The following is a 16163-nucleotide window of genomic DNA, read 5'->3' as shown; positions in this document are numbered from 1 at the left end:
GTGAAGGCAACAGGTTAGCCCCGCTAAGCTTTTTGGGTGAGCACTGACGCGGGGGCCAAGGGGACGAAGGGCGCCCGCGGGGTGCTCGGTTCCATCGTGATGGACACGCGTCCGTTGCGGATCCCGGCCTTCCGCCGCCTCTGGCTGACCACCGTGGTCACCGCGATCGGCAGTCAGCTGACCGCCGTCGCGGTGCCCAAGCAGGTGTTCGACCTGACCGGTTCGTCCGGTTACGTGGGGCTGACCGGCGCGGTGGCGCTGGTCCCGCTGCTGGTGTTCGGGCTGTGGGGCGGCGCGATCGCGGACACCGTCGACCGCCGCAAGCTGCTGATGGTGACCAACACCGGGATCGCGGTGAGCGCCGCGCTGCTCTGGGCGCAGGCGTTCTTCGCGGTCGACTCGGTGTGGGTCGTGCTCGCGCTGCTCGGGGTGAACCAGGCGTTCTTCGCGATCAACATGCCGACCCGCAACGCCGTGGTGTCCCGGCTGGTGCCCGGGGAACTGCTGCCGTCGGCGATCGCGTTGCAGAGCACGATGAGCCAGTTCGGCGCGGTGTTCGGGCCGCTGGCCGCCGGGGCGCTGCTGCCGGTCGTCGGTCTGTCCACTCTGTACTTGGTGGACACCGTCGCGCTGGCGCTGACGTTGTGGGCGGTCTGGAAGCTGCCCGCGATGCTGCCGTTGTCCGGCAAGGTGCGCCGCGCCGGGCTGCGTGACGTGCTCGACGGTTTCCGCTACATGGCAACGCAGAAGGTGCTGCTCGCCTCTTTTGTGGTCGACGTGATCGCGATGGTGGCCGGTATGCCGCGGGCGTTGTTCCCGGAGATGGCCGAGCGCACCTTCGGCGACCCGGCGGGTGGTGGCCTCGCGCTCGGCTGGCTCTACACCGCGATCCCGCTCGGCGCGATGCTGATCGGGCTGATGTCCGGCTGGCTGACCAGGATCAGCAGGCACGGCGTGGCCGTGGTGGTGGCGATCGCCGCCTGGGGGCTGTGCGTGTTCGGCTTCGGCCTGGCCGATTCGCTCTGGCTGGCCATCGTCTTCCTGGCACTGGCCGGTGCCGCCGACATGGTCAGCGCGATCTTCCGGATGGCCATCCTGCAGGCCGCCGCCACCGACGAAATGCGCGGGCGGATGCAGGGCGCGCTGACCGTGGTGGTGGCGGGCGGGCCGCGCATCGCCGACCTGGCCCACGGCTGGGCCGCGGCCGGGGTCGGCACGGCCGTGGCGACCAGCGGTGGCGGACTTCTGGTGATCGCCCTACTCCTGGTCGCGGTACTGCTCCTGCCCGCTTTCTGGCGGTACCGGGCGCCCGTCGCCAAGACGTGACGAAGAACTGATCAATCCGGACTGTCGGTCACCGAAGTGATGCGGCACACTCTTGCCGCATGGCGGAAACGACGACTACCGAGCCCGAGCAGACCGGTCCGGCCGGTCAGCCGAGCCTCAAGCGGGTGATGGGCTCCAAGCTGCTGCTGTTCTTCGTGGTCGGGGACATCATCGGAACCGGCGTCTACGCGCTCACCGGGCAGGTGGCCGGCCGGGTCGGCGGGGCGCTGTGGCTGCCGTTCCTGCTCGCGTTCGTGGTCGCCTTCATGACCGCGTTCAGCTACCTGGAACTGGTGGGCAAGTACCCGCAGGCGGCCGGGGCGGCGCTCTACACGCACAAGGCGTTCAAGATCCGGTTCCTCACCTTCATGGTGGCCTTCGCGGTGATGTGCTCGGGCATCACCTCGGCCTCGTCGGCGGCGAAGGCGTTCGGGGACACCTACCTCGCCGAGTTCATCACCGCGCCGATGCCGCTGGTGGCCATCCTGTTCGTGGTCGGCCTCGCGGTGATCAACTTCCGGGGCGTCGCCGAATCGGTGAAGACCAACGTGGTGCTGACCTGCATCGAGATCGGCGGCCTGCTGATCATCATCGGGGTCGGGGTGTGGGCGGTGCTCAACGGCAACGGTGACGCCTCCCGGCTGACCCAGTTCGACACCGAGAACCAGACCATGCTGGTGGCCATCACCTCCGCCACCTCGCTGGCGTTCTTCGCGATGGTCGGCTTCGAGGACTCGGTGAACATGGCCGAGGAGTGCAAGGACCCGATCCGGATCTTCCCGAAGGCGATGCTGTGGGGCATGGTCATCGCCGCCACCATCTACATCCTGGTTTCGGTGACCTCCTCGCTGCTGGTCCCGGCGGACGACCTGGAGGCGGCCAAGAGCAGCGCGCTGCTGAAGGTGCTCGACGTCGGCGCCCCCGGCTTCCCGCGCGAGGTCTTCTCCGCGATCGGCCTGTTCGCGGTGATCAACTCGGCGCTGATCAACATGCTGATGGCCAGCCGACTGCTCTACGGCATGGCGAACCAGCGGATCATCCCCAAGGCGCTGGGCACGGTGCACCCGTTCCGCCGCAGCCCGTGGGTGGCCATCGTGTTCACCAGCCTGATCGCCATCGGCCTGGTGTCCTTTGTGGACATCGGCGTGCTCGGCGGGACCACGGCGTTGCTGCTGCTGGTGGTCTTCGCCATCGTCAACGTCTCGGTGCTGGTGCTGCGCAAGGAGAAGGCGGGGCACCAGCACTTCCGGGCGCCGACGGTGGTCCCGGTGCTGGCCGCGATCTTCTGCGTGTACCTGGTGACCCCGCTGTCCGGGCGACCGGCCAGGGACTACACGGTGGCCGCCATCCTGCTCGCGGTCGGCCTGGTGCTGTGGCTGATCAACTGGCTGGTCATGCGGGCCACCCACGCGGAAGCCGACCGGCAGCCGGTCGAACCGCCGGTCGGCTGAGGGCCGTCGAACCGCGTCAGGCCCGTTGCGCCTGACGCAGTTCGATCGGGTCGTGCGCGGAGAACACGGTCACCTCGTCGCGGTGGTCCATCGCCAGTTCCCGCAACCGGCCCAGGTTCTCCAGGCGGGCGCGCCGGTCGGTCTGGGTGAGGTTCTGGAACGCGGTCAGCACCGGCGGGCAGTGCGGCCGCGCCGGGTTGAGCTGGCCGTGGAAGAAGTAGGCGTCACCCGCGTGCAGCAGCCAGCCGTCGCCGGTGTCCACCGCGGCGCCCGCGTGGCCCGCGGTGTGCCCGGCCAGCGGCACGAGCAGCACCTCCGGCGGCAGCCCGGCGAGTTCGCGCACCGCGGTGAAGCCGAACCAGTCCTCGCCCGGTTCGGCGTAGGTGCGCCACTTCGGGCCGTGCTCGAACTGCACCTGCCGGTACCGCAGCCGCTCGGCGGCGTCGGCCGGGGCGGTCAGCGCCCGGTGCTCGCGCTCGTAGACGTGCACGGTGGCGTGCGGGAAGTCCGCCAGCCCGCCCGCGTGGTCGAGGTCGAGGTGGGTGAGCACGATGTGGCGCACGTCGCCGGGGGCGTAGCCCAGTTCGGTGACCTGGTGCGCCGCCGAGTCCTCGCGCCGCGGCCGGGCACCGAGCAGGCGGCGCGTCGGCCCCAGCCAGGAGCCCGGCTGCGCCAGCGCCCGCAGGCCGAAACCGGTGTCGACGAGCACCAGCCCGTCGCCGGTCTCGATGAGCAGGCAGTGGCAGACCAGCCGGCCGCGGTGGGCCACGCCGCCGTGGCCGTCGACCAGCCTGCCGCCGGCCGGCCGGAACGTCCCGCAGTTCAAGTGGTGCACCTTCACGCCGACCAAGTTCGCGTACCCGGGCCCGGATGTCCAGCGGCCGGTAGATTGGTGCGCCATGGCCAATCCCACAGGAGCACAGTTCGAGATCACCCGCGGCGGGGCCCGCGCGGTGGTCACCGAGATCGGCGCCGGGCTGCGCGCCTTCGAAGTCGGCGGGGTGCCGTTCCTGGAAACCTTCGGCGAGGACGAGCCGCCGCCGAAGGGGGCCGGGCAGGTGCTGCTCCCCTGGCCCAACCGCACCAAGGCCGCGCAATGGGTGTACCAGGGCGAGAAGCAGGAGCTCGAGGTCACCGAAGCCAAGCGCGGCAACGCCATCCACGGGCTGACCCGCCGCGAGGAGTGGGAGCTGCTGGAGCACGCCGAATCGTCGATCACCATGGCCGTCGACGTGCCGGTGCAGGCGGGCTGGCCGGTGCCGCTGCGCGCGACGATCACCTACGAGGTGGCACCGCGCGAGCTGACCGTGACCCACGAGATCCGCAACGAGGGCGAGTCCGCCATCGGCGTCGGCCTCGGCACGCACCCGTACTTCCGCATCGGCGACACCCCGACCGACGACCTCACGCTCACCCTGCCCGCCACCCGCGTCCGGCCGTACGACGCCGACGCGCAGCTGCCGTACCAGGACGAGCAGGACGTCGAAGGCACCGAGTACGACTTCCGCGATGGGGTGATCCTCGGCGGGGTGGACCTCGACACCGCGTTCGGCGGCCTGACCACCGAAGCCGACGGCAACCACCACTTCCGGCTGTCGTACCAGGACAAGCAGCTGGACGTCTGGGCGGGCCCGGACTTCAAGTGGGTGCAGGTGTTCACCCCGGCCGAGCTGGTCGGCCGCGGCCGCGGCGTCGCCATCGAGCCGATGACCTGCCCGGCGGACGCGCTGAACTCCGGCACCGACCTGATCGAGCTGGCCGCTGGCGAGTCGTGGAGCGGGAGCTGGGGGATCAGGGTTTAGCGTGTCGACCATGGTGAGCGCGATTGTTGGTGGCTACGTGGTTCCGGTCGACGGCGAGCCGATCGACGGGGGCACCGTCCTGATGGACGGCGGCAAGATCACCGCCGTCGGTACCGAAGCCGATGTGGACGTGCCCGAGGACGCCGAGCTGGTCGACGCCTCCGGGTGCTGGGTGCTGCCCGGTTTCCTCGACGCGCACGCGCACCTCGGCGTGCACGAGGAGGGCGAGGGCTGGTCGGGCAACGACGTCAACGAGATGACCGACCCGAACGGCGCCCGGTTCCGCGCGATCGACGGCATCGACCCGACCGAGACCGGTTTCGACGACGCGCTGGCGGGCGGGGTGACCAGCGCGGTGATCAAGCCGGGTTCGGGCAACCCGATCGGCGGGCAGACCGTCGGCGTGAAGACCTGGGGCCGGACCGCGCTCGACATGGTCTTCGCCGAGCACGTCAGCGTGAAGAGCGCGCTGGGGGAGAACCCGAAGCGCGTCTACGGCGACAAGGGGCAGACGCCGTCGACCCGGCTCGGCGTGGCCGCGGTGCTGCGCGAGGCGTTCACGAAGGCGCGGGACTACGCCGCCCAGCGGGAGCACGCGCGGAGCGAGGGCAAGCCGTTCGACACGGACCTGACCAAGGAGGTGCTGGCGAAGGTCCTCGACGGCGAGCTGTACTGGGACCAGCACGTGCACCGGGCCGACGACATGGTGACCGCGATCCGGCTGGCCGACGAGTTCGGCTACAAGCTGGTGATCAACCACGGCACCGAGGGGCACCTGATCGCCGACCTGCTGGCCGAACGCGGGGTGCCGGTGATCCTGGGGCCGCTGTTCACCACCCGGAGCAAGGTCGAGCTGCGGCACCGGTCGCTGCGCTCGGCGGGCATCATGGCGCGGGCCGGGGTGAAGCTGGCGATCACCACCGACCACCCGGTGATCCCGATCAACTTCCTGGTCTACCAGGCGGCGCTGGCGGTGAAGGACGGGCTGGACCCGGAGACCGCGCTGCGCTCGCTGACCGTCAACCCGGCGGAGATGCTGGGCCTGGACGACCGGGTCGGTTCGCTGAAGCCGGGCCTGGACGCCGACGTGGTCATCTGGTCGGGTGACCCGCTGGACGTGATGAACCGGGCGATGCGCGTGTTCGTCCGGGGGCGTCAGGTCTACCACTTCGACGAGGCCACCGGCGAAGGCGTGGTCGCGCCGCGGCGCTACCGGGAGAGCTGACCGAGGTCGATCTCCAGCGGGAAGGGTTCCGGCAGGCTGGTCCTGCCGGAAACTCCGGCGCGTTCCGGTACCCGGAACCGGGCACGAGGTGGCAGGCGGTGAGCGACACCGGCCCGGTCAGGTTGACGATCCAGTAGGGCGGGATCCCGGCGTCGGCGTACTCACCGTGCTTGACCACGTTGTCCATGCGGTGCGAACTCGGCGACACGATCTCGACGACGAGCAGATCGGGCCGCCGGGAGAACCCGGGCTGGTCCGGCTCCGCCAGTTCCAGATCGATGTCGATGCCCGGTAGCAGATCCAAGTGTTCGGGCAGCTGCTCAGCCAGTTGCCTCGCCAGGCGAAACAAGGCGAAAGCATGATTCGGGCGGGGACTTGGCGACATCAACAGACGGCCTTCCTGAAGCTCCGGGTAGCCGGACTCGGTTTCTCCGAGCGCGGCGTGCTCCGCAACCGTCAGCAGATGGTCCACCTCAAGCGCCTGCGGCACGGGCCCCGGCAGAGCTGTCATGGCATCTCCTCACGTTCTGACTCCAGGTCATCAGTGGCATATGCCACTTGTCCCCATGGGCGTCCGCTGCCGGTCAGGCTGGCCCCGTCCTTCGTGGTTCGGCGAGGCGTGAATGGGCTGCCGCGTGCTCGCCGGTATCCCTTGCGGTTGCCGACGGTGCAGCTCGACGAGTTCGACAAGAACGAGTTCGACGGGACGGGTGCAGCCCCGGCTCGGCCACCTTCACCGAGGAGGCGGGGGACTTCGGCTGGATGAACGACCGGGCGAACTCGTTCAAGATCAGCTGATCGGGCGGGGGCGGTCGTGACGGCCGCCCCCTCGGCAACTCACGCCTTCCGCAGCTCCCGGGCGATCACCACGCGCTGGATCTGGTTGGTGCCCTCGAAGATCTGCGGCACCTTCGCCTCACGCATGTACCGCTCCACCGGGAAGTCCCGCGTGTACCCGGCACCGCCGAGCACCTGGACGGCGTCCGTGGTCACCTTCATCGCGGCGTCCGTGGCGACCAGCTTCGCGATCGACGCCTGCCGCTGGAACGGCAGGCCCCGGTCCCGGCGGCGGGCCGCGTCCAGGTACATCGCACGCGAAGACTCCACCGCGGCGGCCATGTCGGCCAGCAGGAACTCCACGCCCTGGAACTCGATGATCGACCGCCCGAACTGGGTGCGCCCCTTGGCGTAGGCCACCGCCTCGTCCAGCGCCGCCTGCGCCAGGCCGACCGCGCACGCGGCGATGCCCAGCCGCCCCGAGCTGAGCGAGGCCAGGGCGATCTTCAGCCCGTGGCCCTCCTGGCCGATCAGCCGGTCGGTGTCCACGCGGGCGTCCTCGAACCGCATCTGCGCGGTGGTCGACCCGGTGAGCCCCATCTTCCGCTCCGGGGCCGACGCCGACAGGCCGGGCGTGGCGCCGTCGACCAGCAGGCAGGAGATGCCGCCGCTGCCCGGGTCGTCCGAGGTGCGCACCATCGTGGTGTAGAAGTCCGCCTCGCCACCGTGCGTGATCCACGACTTCGTGCCGTTGACCACGTACGCCGAACCGTCGAGCCGGGCGCGGGTGGACAGCGCCGCCGCGTCCGAACCGGCGTGCGCCTCCGACAGCGCGTACGCCCCGAGCAGGCCGCCTTCCAGCATTTCCGGCAGCCAGCGGTCGCGCTGGGCGTCGGTGCCGTGGTGGGCCAGGGCGAAGCAGGACATGGTGTGCACCGACAGCCCGACGCCCACCGACATCCACGCGCTCGCGATCTCCTCCAGCACCTGCAGGTAGACCTCGTACGGCACCTCGCCGCCACCCCAGCGCTCGGAGTACGGCAGGCCCAGCAGGCCCGACTTGCCCAGCAGGGAGAACTGCTCCCGCGGGAACCGGGCGGCCTCCTCGTACTCGCCGGCCAGCGGGGCCAGCTCGTCGCGCGCGATTTCCCTGGCGAGGCCGACGAGGTCCTCGGCTTCGGTGGTCGGCAGCAGGCGCTCCGCTGGCATTACTGTCCTCCACGATGAGCGACATAGAGAGTACTGAAAACAGTACTGACGGACACCTCAGAGTACTGTACGCCCATGGCTGATGTCGATGCCCGAGCCCGGGCACCCCGTAGGCAGCCCACCGCGCGGCAGCGGGCCCTGCTCGCTGACCTGGAGGAACTCTTCCTGGCCGAGGGCTTCGCCGAGTTCACCCTGGACGACCTGGCCACCCGCATGCACTGCTCGAAGTCGACGCTGTACGCGCTGGCGCCGAGCAAGGAGCAGCTCGCGGTGAAGGTCGTCGGCCGCTTCTTCCGGGGCGCGGCCGAGCGGATCGAGGCCAGCATCGCCGGCCTCGACGACGCCAGGCAGTTGATCGGCGTCTACCTCGACGGCGCCGCCGAGCACCTCAAGCGGGCCTCCGCGGCGTTCATGCGCGACATCGCCGAGTTCCCACCGGCGCGGGCGGCCTACGAACTGAACAGCCGGGCGGCGGCCGAGCGCATCCGCGGCTTCATCAACAAGGGTGTCCGGGACGGCGTTTTCCGGACCGTCCAGGCCAATCTGATCGCGGAGATGGCCGGGTTGATCATCGAGGGCATCCAGACCGGGGTGATCGCCTCGCGGGTGGAGGTCTCCGACGCCGAGGCGTTCACCGCGCTCGCCGAACTACTACTCGGCGGGTTGGCCGCGGGGTAGCATCCTCCGCGTGATCGTTGTCGGTGGTGAAGCACTGGTCGACCTGGTGCCCGGAGAGTCCACTCTGGACGGTGGCCTCCGGCCGCTGCTGCCCCGCCTCGGCGGTGGCCCGTACAACGCGGCGCTCGCCGCGGCGCGCCTCGGCGCGCCGTCGGCGTTCCTGTCCCGGATCTCCACCGACCGGTTCGGCGAGGCGCTGCTCGCCAGGCTGCACGCCTCCCAAGTGGACACCGCGCTGGTGCAGCGCGGGGACGAGCCGACCACGCTGGCCGTGGTGGCGCTCGACGAGACCGGCTCGGCGCACTACACCTTCTACACCGAGGGCACCGCGGACCGGCTGGTCACCGATCCCGGCCCGCTGCCGGAGCCGGCCAGGGTGCTTTCGCTCGGCACCCTCGGCATGGTGCTCGAACCCGGGGTGTCGGCGTACGAATCCTTGCTGCACCGGGAATCCGAACGCGGGCTGCTGACCGCGCTGGACCCGAACATCCGGGCCGCCCTGATCGGGGACCCGGCCGCCTACCGCGCCCGGTTCGCCTCCTGGCTGCCGCACGTCCGGCTGCTGAAACTTTCGGTGGAGGACGCCAGGTGGCTCGCCGACGGCGCCGACGCGGTGAGCGCCGCGCGGTCGTGGCTCGACGCGGGCGCCGGTGCGGTGGTGCTCACCGATGGGGCGGCCGGCCTCGCCGCGTACACCCGGGAAGGCGAGCGGGCCCGCGTCCCGTCGGCACCCGCCCGATTGGTCGATACCATTGGCGCCGGCGACACGGTGCAGGGGGCGCTGCTGGCCTGGTTCGCCAAGCGGGACGTGCGCGAGCCCGCCGAGCTGGACCCCGCCGCCTGGGCCGAGGCGCTCACCCACGCCGCCCGCGCGGCGGCCGTCACCGTCTCCCGCAGCGGCGCCGAACCGCCCACCGAGGCCGAGCTGGACACGTTCGGACAACGCGAACACTCACCGGGCGTGTGAATCTCGTCGCAAACCGTTCGTCACGGATAACACAGTGGCTGCGCGAGGGGCCCCCTCTCGACTAGCGTAGAGGAGAATTCATACCCCAGCGGGGCGGTGTGCAGCGAGGCCAACGGCCGCCTCGCGCGTGACATGAGGCAACTGTGCGACCTGCAGGCGCCGCCGGCCCGTGCGAACAGTGAGAGGGACTTTCATGTCGGACGCTACGTCCGCGCCGAGCGGCTCCCAGACCGTTTCGCTGCGGCTGCCGAACGGCGAGCACGAGCTGAAAGTGGTTCACGCTGTCGAGGGCGCCCCCGGTATCGAACTGGGCAAGTTGCTGGCTTCCACCGGGTACATCACGCTCGACCCCGGTTTCGTGAACACCGGCGCCGCCTCCTCGTCCATCACCTACATCGACGGTGACGCCGGAATCCTGCGCTATCGCGGTTATCCGATCGAGCAGCTCGCCCAGCACTCCAACTTCATCGAGGTCTCCTACCTGCTGATCTACGGTGAGCTGCCCACCCCGGCGCAGCTGGAGCAGTTCACCTCGAAGGTGAACCGGCACACCCTGCTGCACGAGGACCTCAAGCGCTTCTTCGACGGCTTCCCGCGCGACGCGCACCCGATGCCGGTGCTCTCCAGCGCGGTGTCCGCACTGTCCACCTTCTACCAGGACTCGCTGAACCCGTTCGACGAGCCGAACGTGGAGCTGTCCACCATCCGCCTGCTGGCGAAGGTGCCGACGCTGGCCGCCTACGCCTACAAGAAGTCGATCGGGCAGCCGTTCCTCTACCCGGACAACTCCTACGGCCTGGTGGAGAACTTCCTGCGGATGACCTTCGGGCTGCCCGCCGAGCCGTACGAGGTCGACCCCGAGGTCGCCAAGGCGCTCGACCTGCTGTTCATCCTGCACGCCGACCACGAGCAGAACTGCTCCACCTCGACCGTGCGGCTGGTCGGCTCGTCCGAGGCCAACCTGTTCGCCAGCATCTCGGCGGGCATCATGGCGCTGTTCGGCCCGCTGCACGGTGGTGCCAACAGCGCGGTGCTGGACATGCTCGAGGGCATCAAGGCCGACGGCGGCGACGTGGCGCAGTTCGTCAACCGCGTGAAGAACAAGGAAAAGGGTGTCCGCCTGATGGGCTTCGGGCACCGGGTCTACAAGAACTACGACCCGCGCGCGAAGATCATCAAGACCACCGCGGACTCCATCCTCGGCAAGCTCGGCGTCAACGACGAGCTGCTCGACATCGCGAAGAAGCTGGAAGAGACCGCGCTCTCGGACGACTACTTCATCGAGCGCAAGCTCTACCCGAACGTCGACTTCTACACCGGACTGATCTACCGGGCGCTCGGCTTCCCGACGCAGTACTTCACCGTGCTGTTCGCCCTCGGCCGCCTGCCCGGCTGGATCGCGCACTGGCGCGAGATGATCAACGACCCGGCCACCAAGATCGGCCGCCCGCGGCAGATCTACACCGGCGAGAAGGAGCGGGACTACACCCCGATCGCCGATCGCTGATCGTTGTGACGGTGCCCCTGGCCGGACTCCTCCGGTCAGGGGCACCGTTGTCTACTGTGGACTTCAGCCCTTCAGCGCGTCGGCCAGTTTGACCCGGCTGCCGGTGCGCAGCACCGCGTTGCGGTAGATCTTGCCGCCCAGCCAGGTGAACAACGCCACCGCGGCGAGGGTGAGCACCAGCGCCAGCGCCACCTCCCAGCCGCTGACCACCCCGGCCGCGATGCGGCCCGGCATCAGCACCGGCGAGAGCAGCGGCACCAGCGAGAGCGCCGCGGCCAGGCCGCCGTCCGGGTTCTGGATGAGCACGTTGAAGCCGACCAGGAAGCCGATCAGCAGCACCATGGTCACCGGCATCATCGTCGACTGCATGTCCTCCTGACGCGAAACCAGCGCCCCGGCCCCGGCGAAGATGGTGGCGTAGAGGAAGAAGCCGAGCAGGTACCAGACCAGGCCCCAGACGATCGTGCTCGCCGCCACCCCGGAGAGCGTGATCACCCCGGAGATCGTGGTCATCGCCAGCGCCGCCCCGGCCAGGATCAGCAACTGCACCAGGCCGACCAGGCCGAGCCCGAGCACCTTGCCCAGCAGCAGCTGCCACGGCCGCACGGTGGACAGCAGGATCTCCACCACCCGGCTGGCCTTCTCCTCCACCACGCCCTGCGCGACCAGCGAGCCGTAGGTGGTGATGCTCATGTACAGCAGCACCACCATGGCCAGGCCGATGGCCAGCCGCTGCGCGCGGTCGGGATCGGGTTGCTCGAGCTGGGTCACCTTCACCGTGGTCGCCTGCACGGTGGCCAGCACCTGCTCGGGATCGGCACCGGCCTGCGCCAGTTCCCCGCCGAGCACCTCGTTCCGCGCGATCTGGTTGAGGATGGCGCCCAGCTGCGGGTCCAGCTCGGTCTTCACCAGCACCTGCAGGTCGGCGCGGCTGCCGGAGAGCACGGCGTCGAGGTCGCCGGCCTCGACCTGCTTGCGGCCTTCGTCGACGTTGGGGATGGTGACCGTCTCGATCTCCTCGCCGAGCGCCGTCGCCTGCTGCTTCAGGGTGTCCGCGATGCTGGCGGTCTGCCCGGTCAGCCCCACGGTCTTCTCGTCGGCGCCGCTGAACAGCGACGCCTGCAACAGCACGTACCCGCCGAGGAAGGCCAGGATCAGCACCGTGCCGATGATGAACGACTTGGTGCGCAGCCGGGTGTTCAGCTCGCGCTGGGCGACCAGCCGCACGGCGGTGAAGCCGCCGGCCGGGCGGGTGGGGTTCATCGGGCCTTCTCCTCGGTGACGACGTTGCGGAACAGTTCGGTCAGCGACGGCTGGCGGCGGCTGAACTCGGTGACCGGGCCGGTGGCCAGCGCGGCGGCCAGCACCGCCTGGTCGTCGGCTCCCGGTTCGAGTTCCAGTTCGGTGGTGGTGCCCTCGCTCAGCACGCGGGCTCCGGGCACCGCCGCCGCCCAGCCGGGGGTGGCCCGCGGCGCGGTGACCCGCAGGCGCCCCGCGGCGCCGGCGGTCAGCTCACCGACCGCGCCGGTGGCCACCATGCGGCCGCCGCGGATGATGCCGACGCGGTCGCACAGCCGCTCGACCAGGTCGAGCTGGTGGCTGGAGAACACCACCGGCACCCCGGCCGCGGCCTTCTCGCGCAGCACCTCGCTCATCACGTCCACGGCGAGCGGGTCGAGGCCGGAGAACGGCTCGTCCAGCACCAGCACCGCCGGGTCGTGCACCAGCGCGGCGGCCAGCTGCACGCGCTGCTGGTTGCCGAGGCTGAGCTTTTCCACCTCTTCACCGCGGCGCTGCTTGAGGCCGAGCCGGTTGATCCAGTGCTCGGCGCTGGTGTGGGCCTCGTCGGTGCTCATGCCGTGCAGGCGGGCCAGGTAGACCAGCTGGTCGAGCACCTTCATCTTCGGGTACAGGCCGCGTTCCTCCGGCATGTAGCCGATCCGCGTGCGGGTCTGGTGGTCGACCGGGGTGCCGCCGAAGCGAACCTGCCCGCGGTCGGCGGCCAGCACGCCGAGCACGATGCGCATGGTGGTGGTCTTGCCGGCGCCGTTGCTGCCGACGAAGCCGAACAGCTCACCGCGCACGTCGAAGCTGACCTGGTCGAGGGCGACCAGGTCGCCGAATCGCTTGGAGACCCCGTCGATCTCCAGTCGCTGCTCAGGCATCGGTTTCCTCTTCTGCGAAGTCCTCGGGGTCGTCGTCGGGCAGGGACCAGCCGAGGACGAGGGTGGGTACGGAAGCACCGAGCACGGTCAGCGCGGCGAGCATCATCGCGCCGCGGTAGGCCGCGTTCTCGGTGCCGGCGATCACCATCAGGTAGGTGAAGGTCAGCAGGATCACGACGAACATGGCCTGGTAACCGGCGTGGTTGATGCGCTGGCGCCAGGCGCGCTCACGTTCGTCGAGCAGGGCGGAGAAGGCGGTGCTCATCCGGCCGGTGAGCACGCGCAGCAGGGTGAACCCGGCCATCCACACCGCGAACCCGCCGAACCACAGCCCGGCGAAGAGCCACCAGCTCTGCCGCTGCACCAACGCCGCCGCGGCGACGATGAGCAGGTCGCCGAGCAGCACCACCAGGGTGATCCGGCGGCGGTGCGCCCTGGTCCGCCACTTCGGCAGCATGCGCGCGCGTTCGCGTTCGCGGCGGTCCTGGTGCTCCAGCCGCTTGTCCCACGACGCGCTGAACCGTTCGCGAAGTGAGCTCATGGGTTCCCCTTCGAATAGACCTGTGTGGACAGCGGCGTGAACGGCTGCCGGTTGAACACCGCCTCGACCGGGAGGCCGAACACGTCGCAGATCCGGAACGCCAGGTCGAGGCTGGGGTAGTGGTCCCCGCGCTCCAGCGCCCCGATCGTCTGGGGATTGACCTCCACCGCCTCCGCCAGCTGCGCCCGGCTCATCCCACGCTCCGCCCGCAACACCTGCAGCCGATTGTGGATGGGCAGCTCCTTGCCACGTCTTACCGGGCTCATGGAACGTACTGTTGCAAAAACCCAACGACGAGTCAAATTCACCCAACGAACCGCGTCGGCCGGGCGGCGGCGAACTCCTAGCGGGGGAGACCCTGGAGGGAGCGGGCCACCAGGTCGGTGATCCGGGGGTGGGCGGCGGTGGCGTCGGCGGGGACGAGGGCGAGGCGGGTGCGGCGTTCCAGGACGTCTTCGACGTCGAGGGCGCCTTCGTGCCGGATGGCCCAGACGATTTCCGCGCCGGTGATCGGGCTGCCTTCGAAGATCGGGGCGGCCAGGTCGGGGTCCAGCGCGCCGATCGCGGCGATCCGCGGGGCCTCGGTGCCGTACTTCGCCACCAGCCGCCGCGGTGCCTCCACTGTGGACAGACGAGACCGCGGAGCGGCGCCGACCAGGGGGAGCCGGTGCGTGGTGGACGGGCCGCACGGCAACCCCGCCGCGTCAACGGCATCGGCGGCCATGCGGCGGTAGGTGGTCAGCTTGCCGCCGACCACGGTGAGCACCCCGTCCGGCGACCGCAGCACGGCGTGCTTGCGCGAGAGGTCCGCGCTCCGCCCGCCACCCGAGATCAGCGGCCGGAGACCGGCGAACCGGCCGATCACGTCGTCCTGGGTCAGCCGCCGGTCCAGTGCCGACGAAGCCACCTCCAGCAGGAAGTCCACATCGGACTCCGGAACGACGGGAACCGCGGGCACCGGCCCGGAGACCGGTTCATCGGTCAGTCCCAGGTAGACATTTCCGTCGGGCTGCGGCAGCAGGAAGACGAAGCGGCTGGTCTCCCCGGGCACGCCGATCACCACCGAACTGACGCTGGTGCCGGTCGCCTCGCCGCGCAGGATCAGGTGCGAGCCCCGCGACGGCCGCAGCTGGACCGACTCGACCAGCTCGCCCGCCCACACGCCGGTCGCGTTGATCACCTGCCGCGCCCGGACCTCCAGCGCCTGCCCGCTCGGCTCGTCCGTCGCCCGCACCCGGTCGGCCAGCAGCTGGTGCGCCCGCACCTTGGTCAGGATGCGGGCGCCGTGCGAAGCCGCGGTGCGCGCCAGTGCGACCACCAGCCGGGCGTCATCGGTGAGAGCACCGTCGAACGACAACAGCGCACCGCGCAAACCGTTGCGCCGCAAACCCGGAGCCAGGGCGAGCGCTTCGTGGCGGGTGATCGTGCGCGGGCGCGGCAGCACCCGGCCCGGGGTGCGGGTGACGCGCCGCAGCGCGTCCCCGGCGTGCAGCCCGGCCGCGATCACGCCCTGCTGCGCCCGCGAAGTGGTGGGGTGCAACGGGAAGAGCTGCGGCAGCGTCCTGGTCAGGTGGGGCGCGGTGACGGTCATCAGGATGCCGCGTTCGACCGCGCTTTCGTGCGCCAGCGCGAAATCGCCCTTGGCCAGGTAGCGCAGTCCACCGTGGACCAGCTTGCTGGACCAGCGCGATGTGCCGAAGGCCAGGTCGTTCGCTTCGAGCAGCACCACGGACAACCCGCGCGCGGCGGCGTCCAGCGCGATGCCCGCCCCGGTCACCCCGCCGCCGACCACCGCCAGGTCGACCTGCTCGCCGTCGGCCACCTGCGCCAGTTCGGTGGCTCGCCGGGCGGCGTTGAGGGAGGCCGGGTTCACGGGCGCAACGCCGCGTCGAGCAGGTGCCGGAACTCGGCGAGCAGCGCCTCTTCGTCCACATCGGTGGTGGCGGGCCGCAGCGAGAGCACGAACGACTGCACCACCAGCAGGATCGCGCGCACCTGCGCGGCGGTTTCGCCGCGGCGGATGGTGCCGTCGGCCCAGCCCGCCGCGAGTTGGGCGCTGATCACCTGCTCGGCCAGGCGCTGCGTGCCGCCGAGGCGTTCGACGATGTAGGGCAGCAGCAGTTCGGCGTCGACGTCGAGCACGGTGCGCATGAGCGGGTCGCCCACCAGGGCGCGCACCGCTTCGACGGCGCTCTCCACCAGCCTGCCGCGTGCGGTCTCCGCGGCGGCACCCCGGGTGCTCGCGCCCTGCAGCAAGGCGCCGAACTCACGGGTCATCAGCGCCGCGAGCACGCTGCGGACGTCGGGGAACCGGCGGTACAGCGTCATCCGGCTCACCTTGGCGGTGCGGGCGATCTCGGCGAGCGTGGCGCGGCGCACGCCGACCGCGAGCACGCACTCGCGGGCCGCGTCGAGCAGCACGTCGTCGGAAACCCGGGTGGCGGCCTGCCGGTTGCGGGTGTCGGCCAGAGCCGAAGCGCCGCGAGCTGCGGTTATGTTACGTTCGACAGGCATA

General features: G+C 70.4%; 15 protein-coding genes and 1 pseudogene. 7 read left to right on the top strand and 9 right to left on the bottom strand.

The window, feature by feature from the left end:
* Positions 1 to 99: 99 nt before the first annotated feature.
* Positions 100 to 1326, top strand: coding sequence for an MFS transporter (locus AC07EG_RS03615; RefSeq protein WP_478251755.1), 1227 nt, complete (start codon positions 100 to 102; stop codon positions 1324 to 1326).
* A 59-nt stretch (positions 1327 to 1385) separates the two neighbouring features.
* A complete protein-coding gene (locus AC07EG_RS03610; RefSeq protein WP_478251427.1) occupies positions 1386 to 2777 on the top strand; it encodes an APC family permease in 1392 nt (463 codons plus the stop codon).
* Between the two features lie 16 nt (positions 2778 to 2793).
* Here the strand turns inward: AC07EG_RS03610 and AC07EG_RS03605 are convergent, their stop codons facing one another.
* A complete protein-coding gene (locus tag AC07EG_RS03605; RefSeq protein WP_478251425.1) occupies positions 2794 to 3618 on the bottom strand; it encodes an MBL fold metallo-hydrolase in 825 nt (274 codons plus the stop codon).
* Positions 3619 to 3676: 58 nt separating this feature from the next.
* On the opposite strand from AC07EG_RS03605, the gene AC07EG_RS03600 reads away from it, so the two are divergent.
* Together AC07EG_RS03600 and AC07EG_RS03595 are read left to right on the top strand one after the other, a co-directional pair.
* Positions 3677 to 4579: an aldose 1-epimerase family protein gene (locus tag AC07EG_RS03600; protein WP_478251424.1), complete on the top strand. Its 903-nt coding sequence runs from the start codon at positions 3677 to 3679 to the stop codon at positions 4577 to 4579.
* 10 nt (positions 4580 to 4589) lie between these two features.
* Positions 4590 to 5804 (top strand): amidohydrolase, encoded by a 1215-nt coding sequence (locus tag AC07EG_RS03595; protein ID WP_478251423.1) that lies wholly within the window; start codon positions 4590 to 4592, stop codon positions 5802 to 5804.
* 142 nt (positions 5805 to 5946) lie between these two features.
* Here AC07EG_RS03595 and AC07EG_RS03590 read toward each other — a convergent pair.
* Together AC07EG_RS03590 and AC07EG_RS03585 are read right to left on the bottom strand one after the other, a co-directional pair.
* Positions 5947 to 6189 (bottom strand): annotated as a pseudogene (locus tag AC07EG_RS03590) (Uma2 family endonuclease); the annotation flags it as partial.
* Positions 6190 to 6641: 452 nt separating this feature from the next.
* Positions 6642 to 7790, bottom strand: coding sequence for an acyl-CoA dehydrogenase family protein (locus tag AC07EG_RS03585; RefSeq protein ID WP_478251422.1), 1149 nt, complete (start codon positions 7788 to 7790; stop codon positions 6642 to 6644).
* Positions 7791 to 7865: 75 nt separating this feature from the next.
* Between AC07EG_RS03585 and AC07EG_RS03580 the strand changes: the two genes are divergently transcribed.
* From AC07EG_RS03580 to AC07EG_RS03570, 3 genes are all read left to right on the top strand, one after another.
* Positions 7866 to 8468 carry a TetR/AcrR family transcriptional regulator gene (locus AC07EG_RS03580; RefSeq protein ID WP_478251421.1) on the top strand — a complete coding sequence of 201 codons (603 nt, stop codon included), beginning with the start codon at positions 7866 to 7868 and terminating at the stop codon, positions 8466 to 8468.
* A gap of 10 nt (positions 8469 to 8478) precedes the next feature.
* Positions 8479 to 9435 carry a carbohydrate kinase family protein gene (locus tag AC07EG_RS03575; RefSeq protein ID WP_478251419.1) on the top strand — a complete coding sequence of 319 codons (957 nt, stop codon included), beginning with the start codon at positions 8479 to 8481 and terminating at the stop codon, positions 9433 to 9435.
* A 193-nt stretch (positions 9436 to 9628) separates the two neighbouring features.
* Positions 9629 to 10942 (top strand): citrate synthase, encoded by a 1314-nt coding sequence (locus AC07EG_RS03570; RefSeq protein ID WP_478251418.1) that lies wholly within the window; start codon positions 9629 to 9631, stop codon positions 10940 to 10942.
* 63 nt (positions 10943 to 11005) lie between these two features.
* Here the strand turns inward: AC07EG_RS03570 and AC07EG_RS03565 are convergent, their stop codons facing one another.
* From AC07EG_RS03565 to AC07EG_RS03540, 6 genes are all read right to left on the bottom strand, one after another.
* A complete protein-coding gene (locus tag AC07EG_RS03565) occupies positions 11006 to 12205 on the bottom strand; it encodes an ABC transporter permease (protein WP_478251417.1) in 1200 nt (399 codons plus the stop codon).
* Positions 12202 to 13107 carry an ABC transporter ATP-binding protein gene (locus AC07EG_RS03560; RefSeq protein ID WP_478251416.1) on the bottom strand — a complete coding sequence of 302 codons (906 nt, stop codon included), beginning with the start codon at positions 13105 to 13107 and terminating at the stop codon, positions 12202 to 12204. The genes AC07EG_RS03565 and AC07EG_RS03560 overlap by 4 nt, the downstream gene beginning before the upstream one ends.
* Positions 13100 to 13648 carry a hypothetical protein gene (locus AC07EG_RS03555; RefSeq protein WP_478251415.1) on the bottom strand — a complete coding sequence of 183 codons (549 nt, stop codon included), beginning with the start codon at positions 13646 to 13648 and terminating at the stop codon, positions 13100 to 13102. Before AC07EG_RS03555 ends, AC07EG_RS03560 begins: the two co-directional genes overlap by 8 nt.
* A complete protein-coding gene (locus AC07EG_RS03550) occupies positions 13645 to 13914 on the bottom strand; it encodes a helix-turn-helix transcriptional regulator (RefSeq protein ID WP_478251414.1) in 270 nt (89 codons plus the stop codon). The genes AC07EG_RS03555 and AC07EG_RS03550 overlap by 4 nt, the downstream gene beginning before the upstream one ends.
* Before the next feature lie 77 nt (positions 13915 to 13991).
* Entirely contained in the window at positions 13992 to 15521 is a 1530-nt protein-coding gene (locus AC07EG_RS03545) for a glycerol-3-phosphate dehydrogenase/oxidase (RefSeq protein WP_478251413.1), read from the bottom strand.
* Positions 15518 to 16162 (bottom strand): TetR/AcrR family transcriptional regulator, encoded by a 645-nt coding sequence (locus AC07EG_RS03540; protein WP_478251412.1) that lies wholly within the window; start codon positions 16160 to 16162, stop codon positions 15518 to 15520. The genes AC07EG_RS03545 and AC07EG_RS03540 overlap by 4 nt, the downstream gene beginning before the upstream one ends.
* Between the last annotated feature and the right edge of the window lies 1 nt (position 16163).

It is taken from the genome of Amycolatopsis sp. NPDC045836, assembly GCF_056431745.1.
Note: the sequence above shows the minus strand (reverse complement) of the source record. Positions and strands in the feature narration are given on the sequence as shown.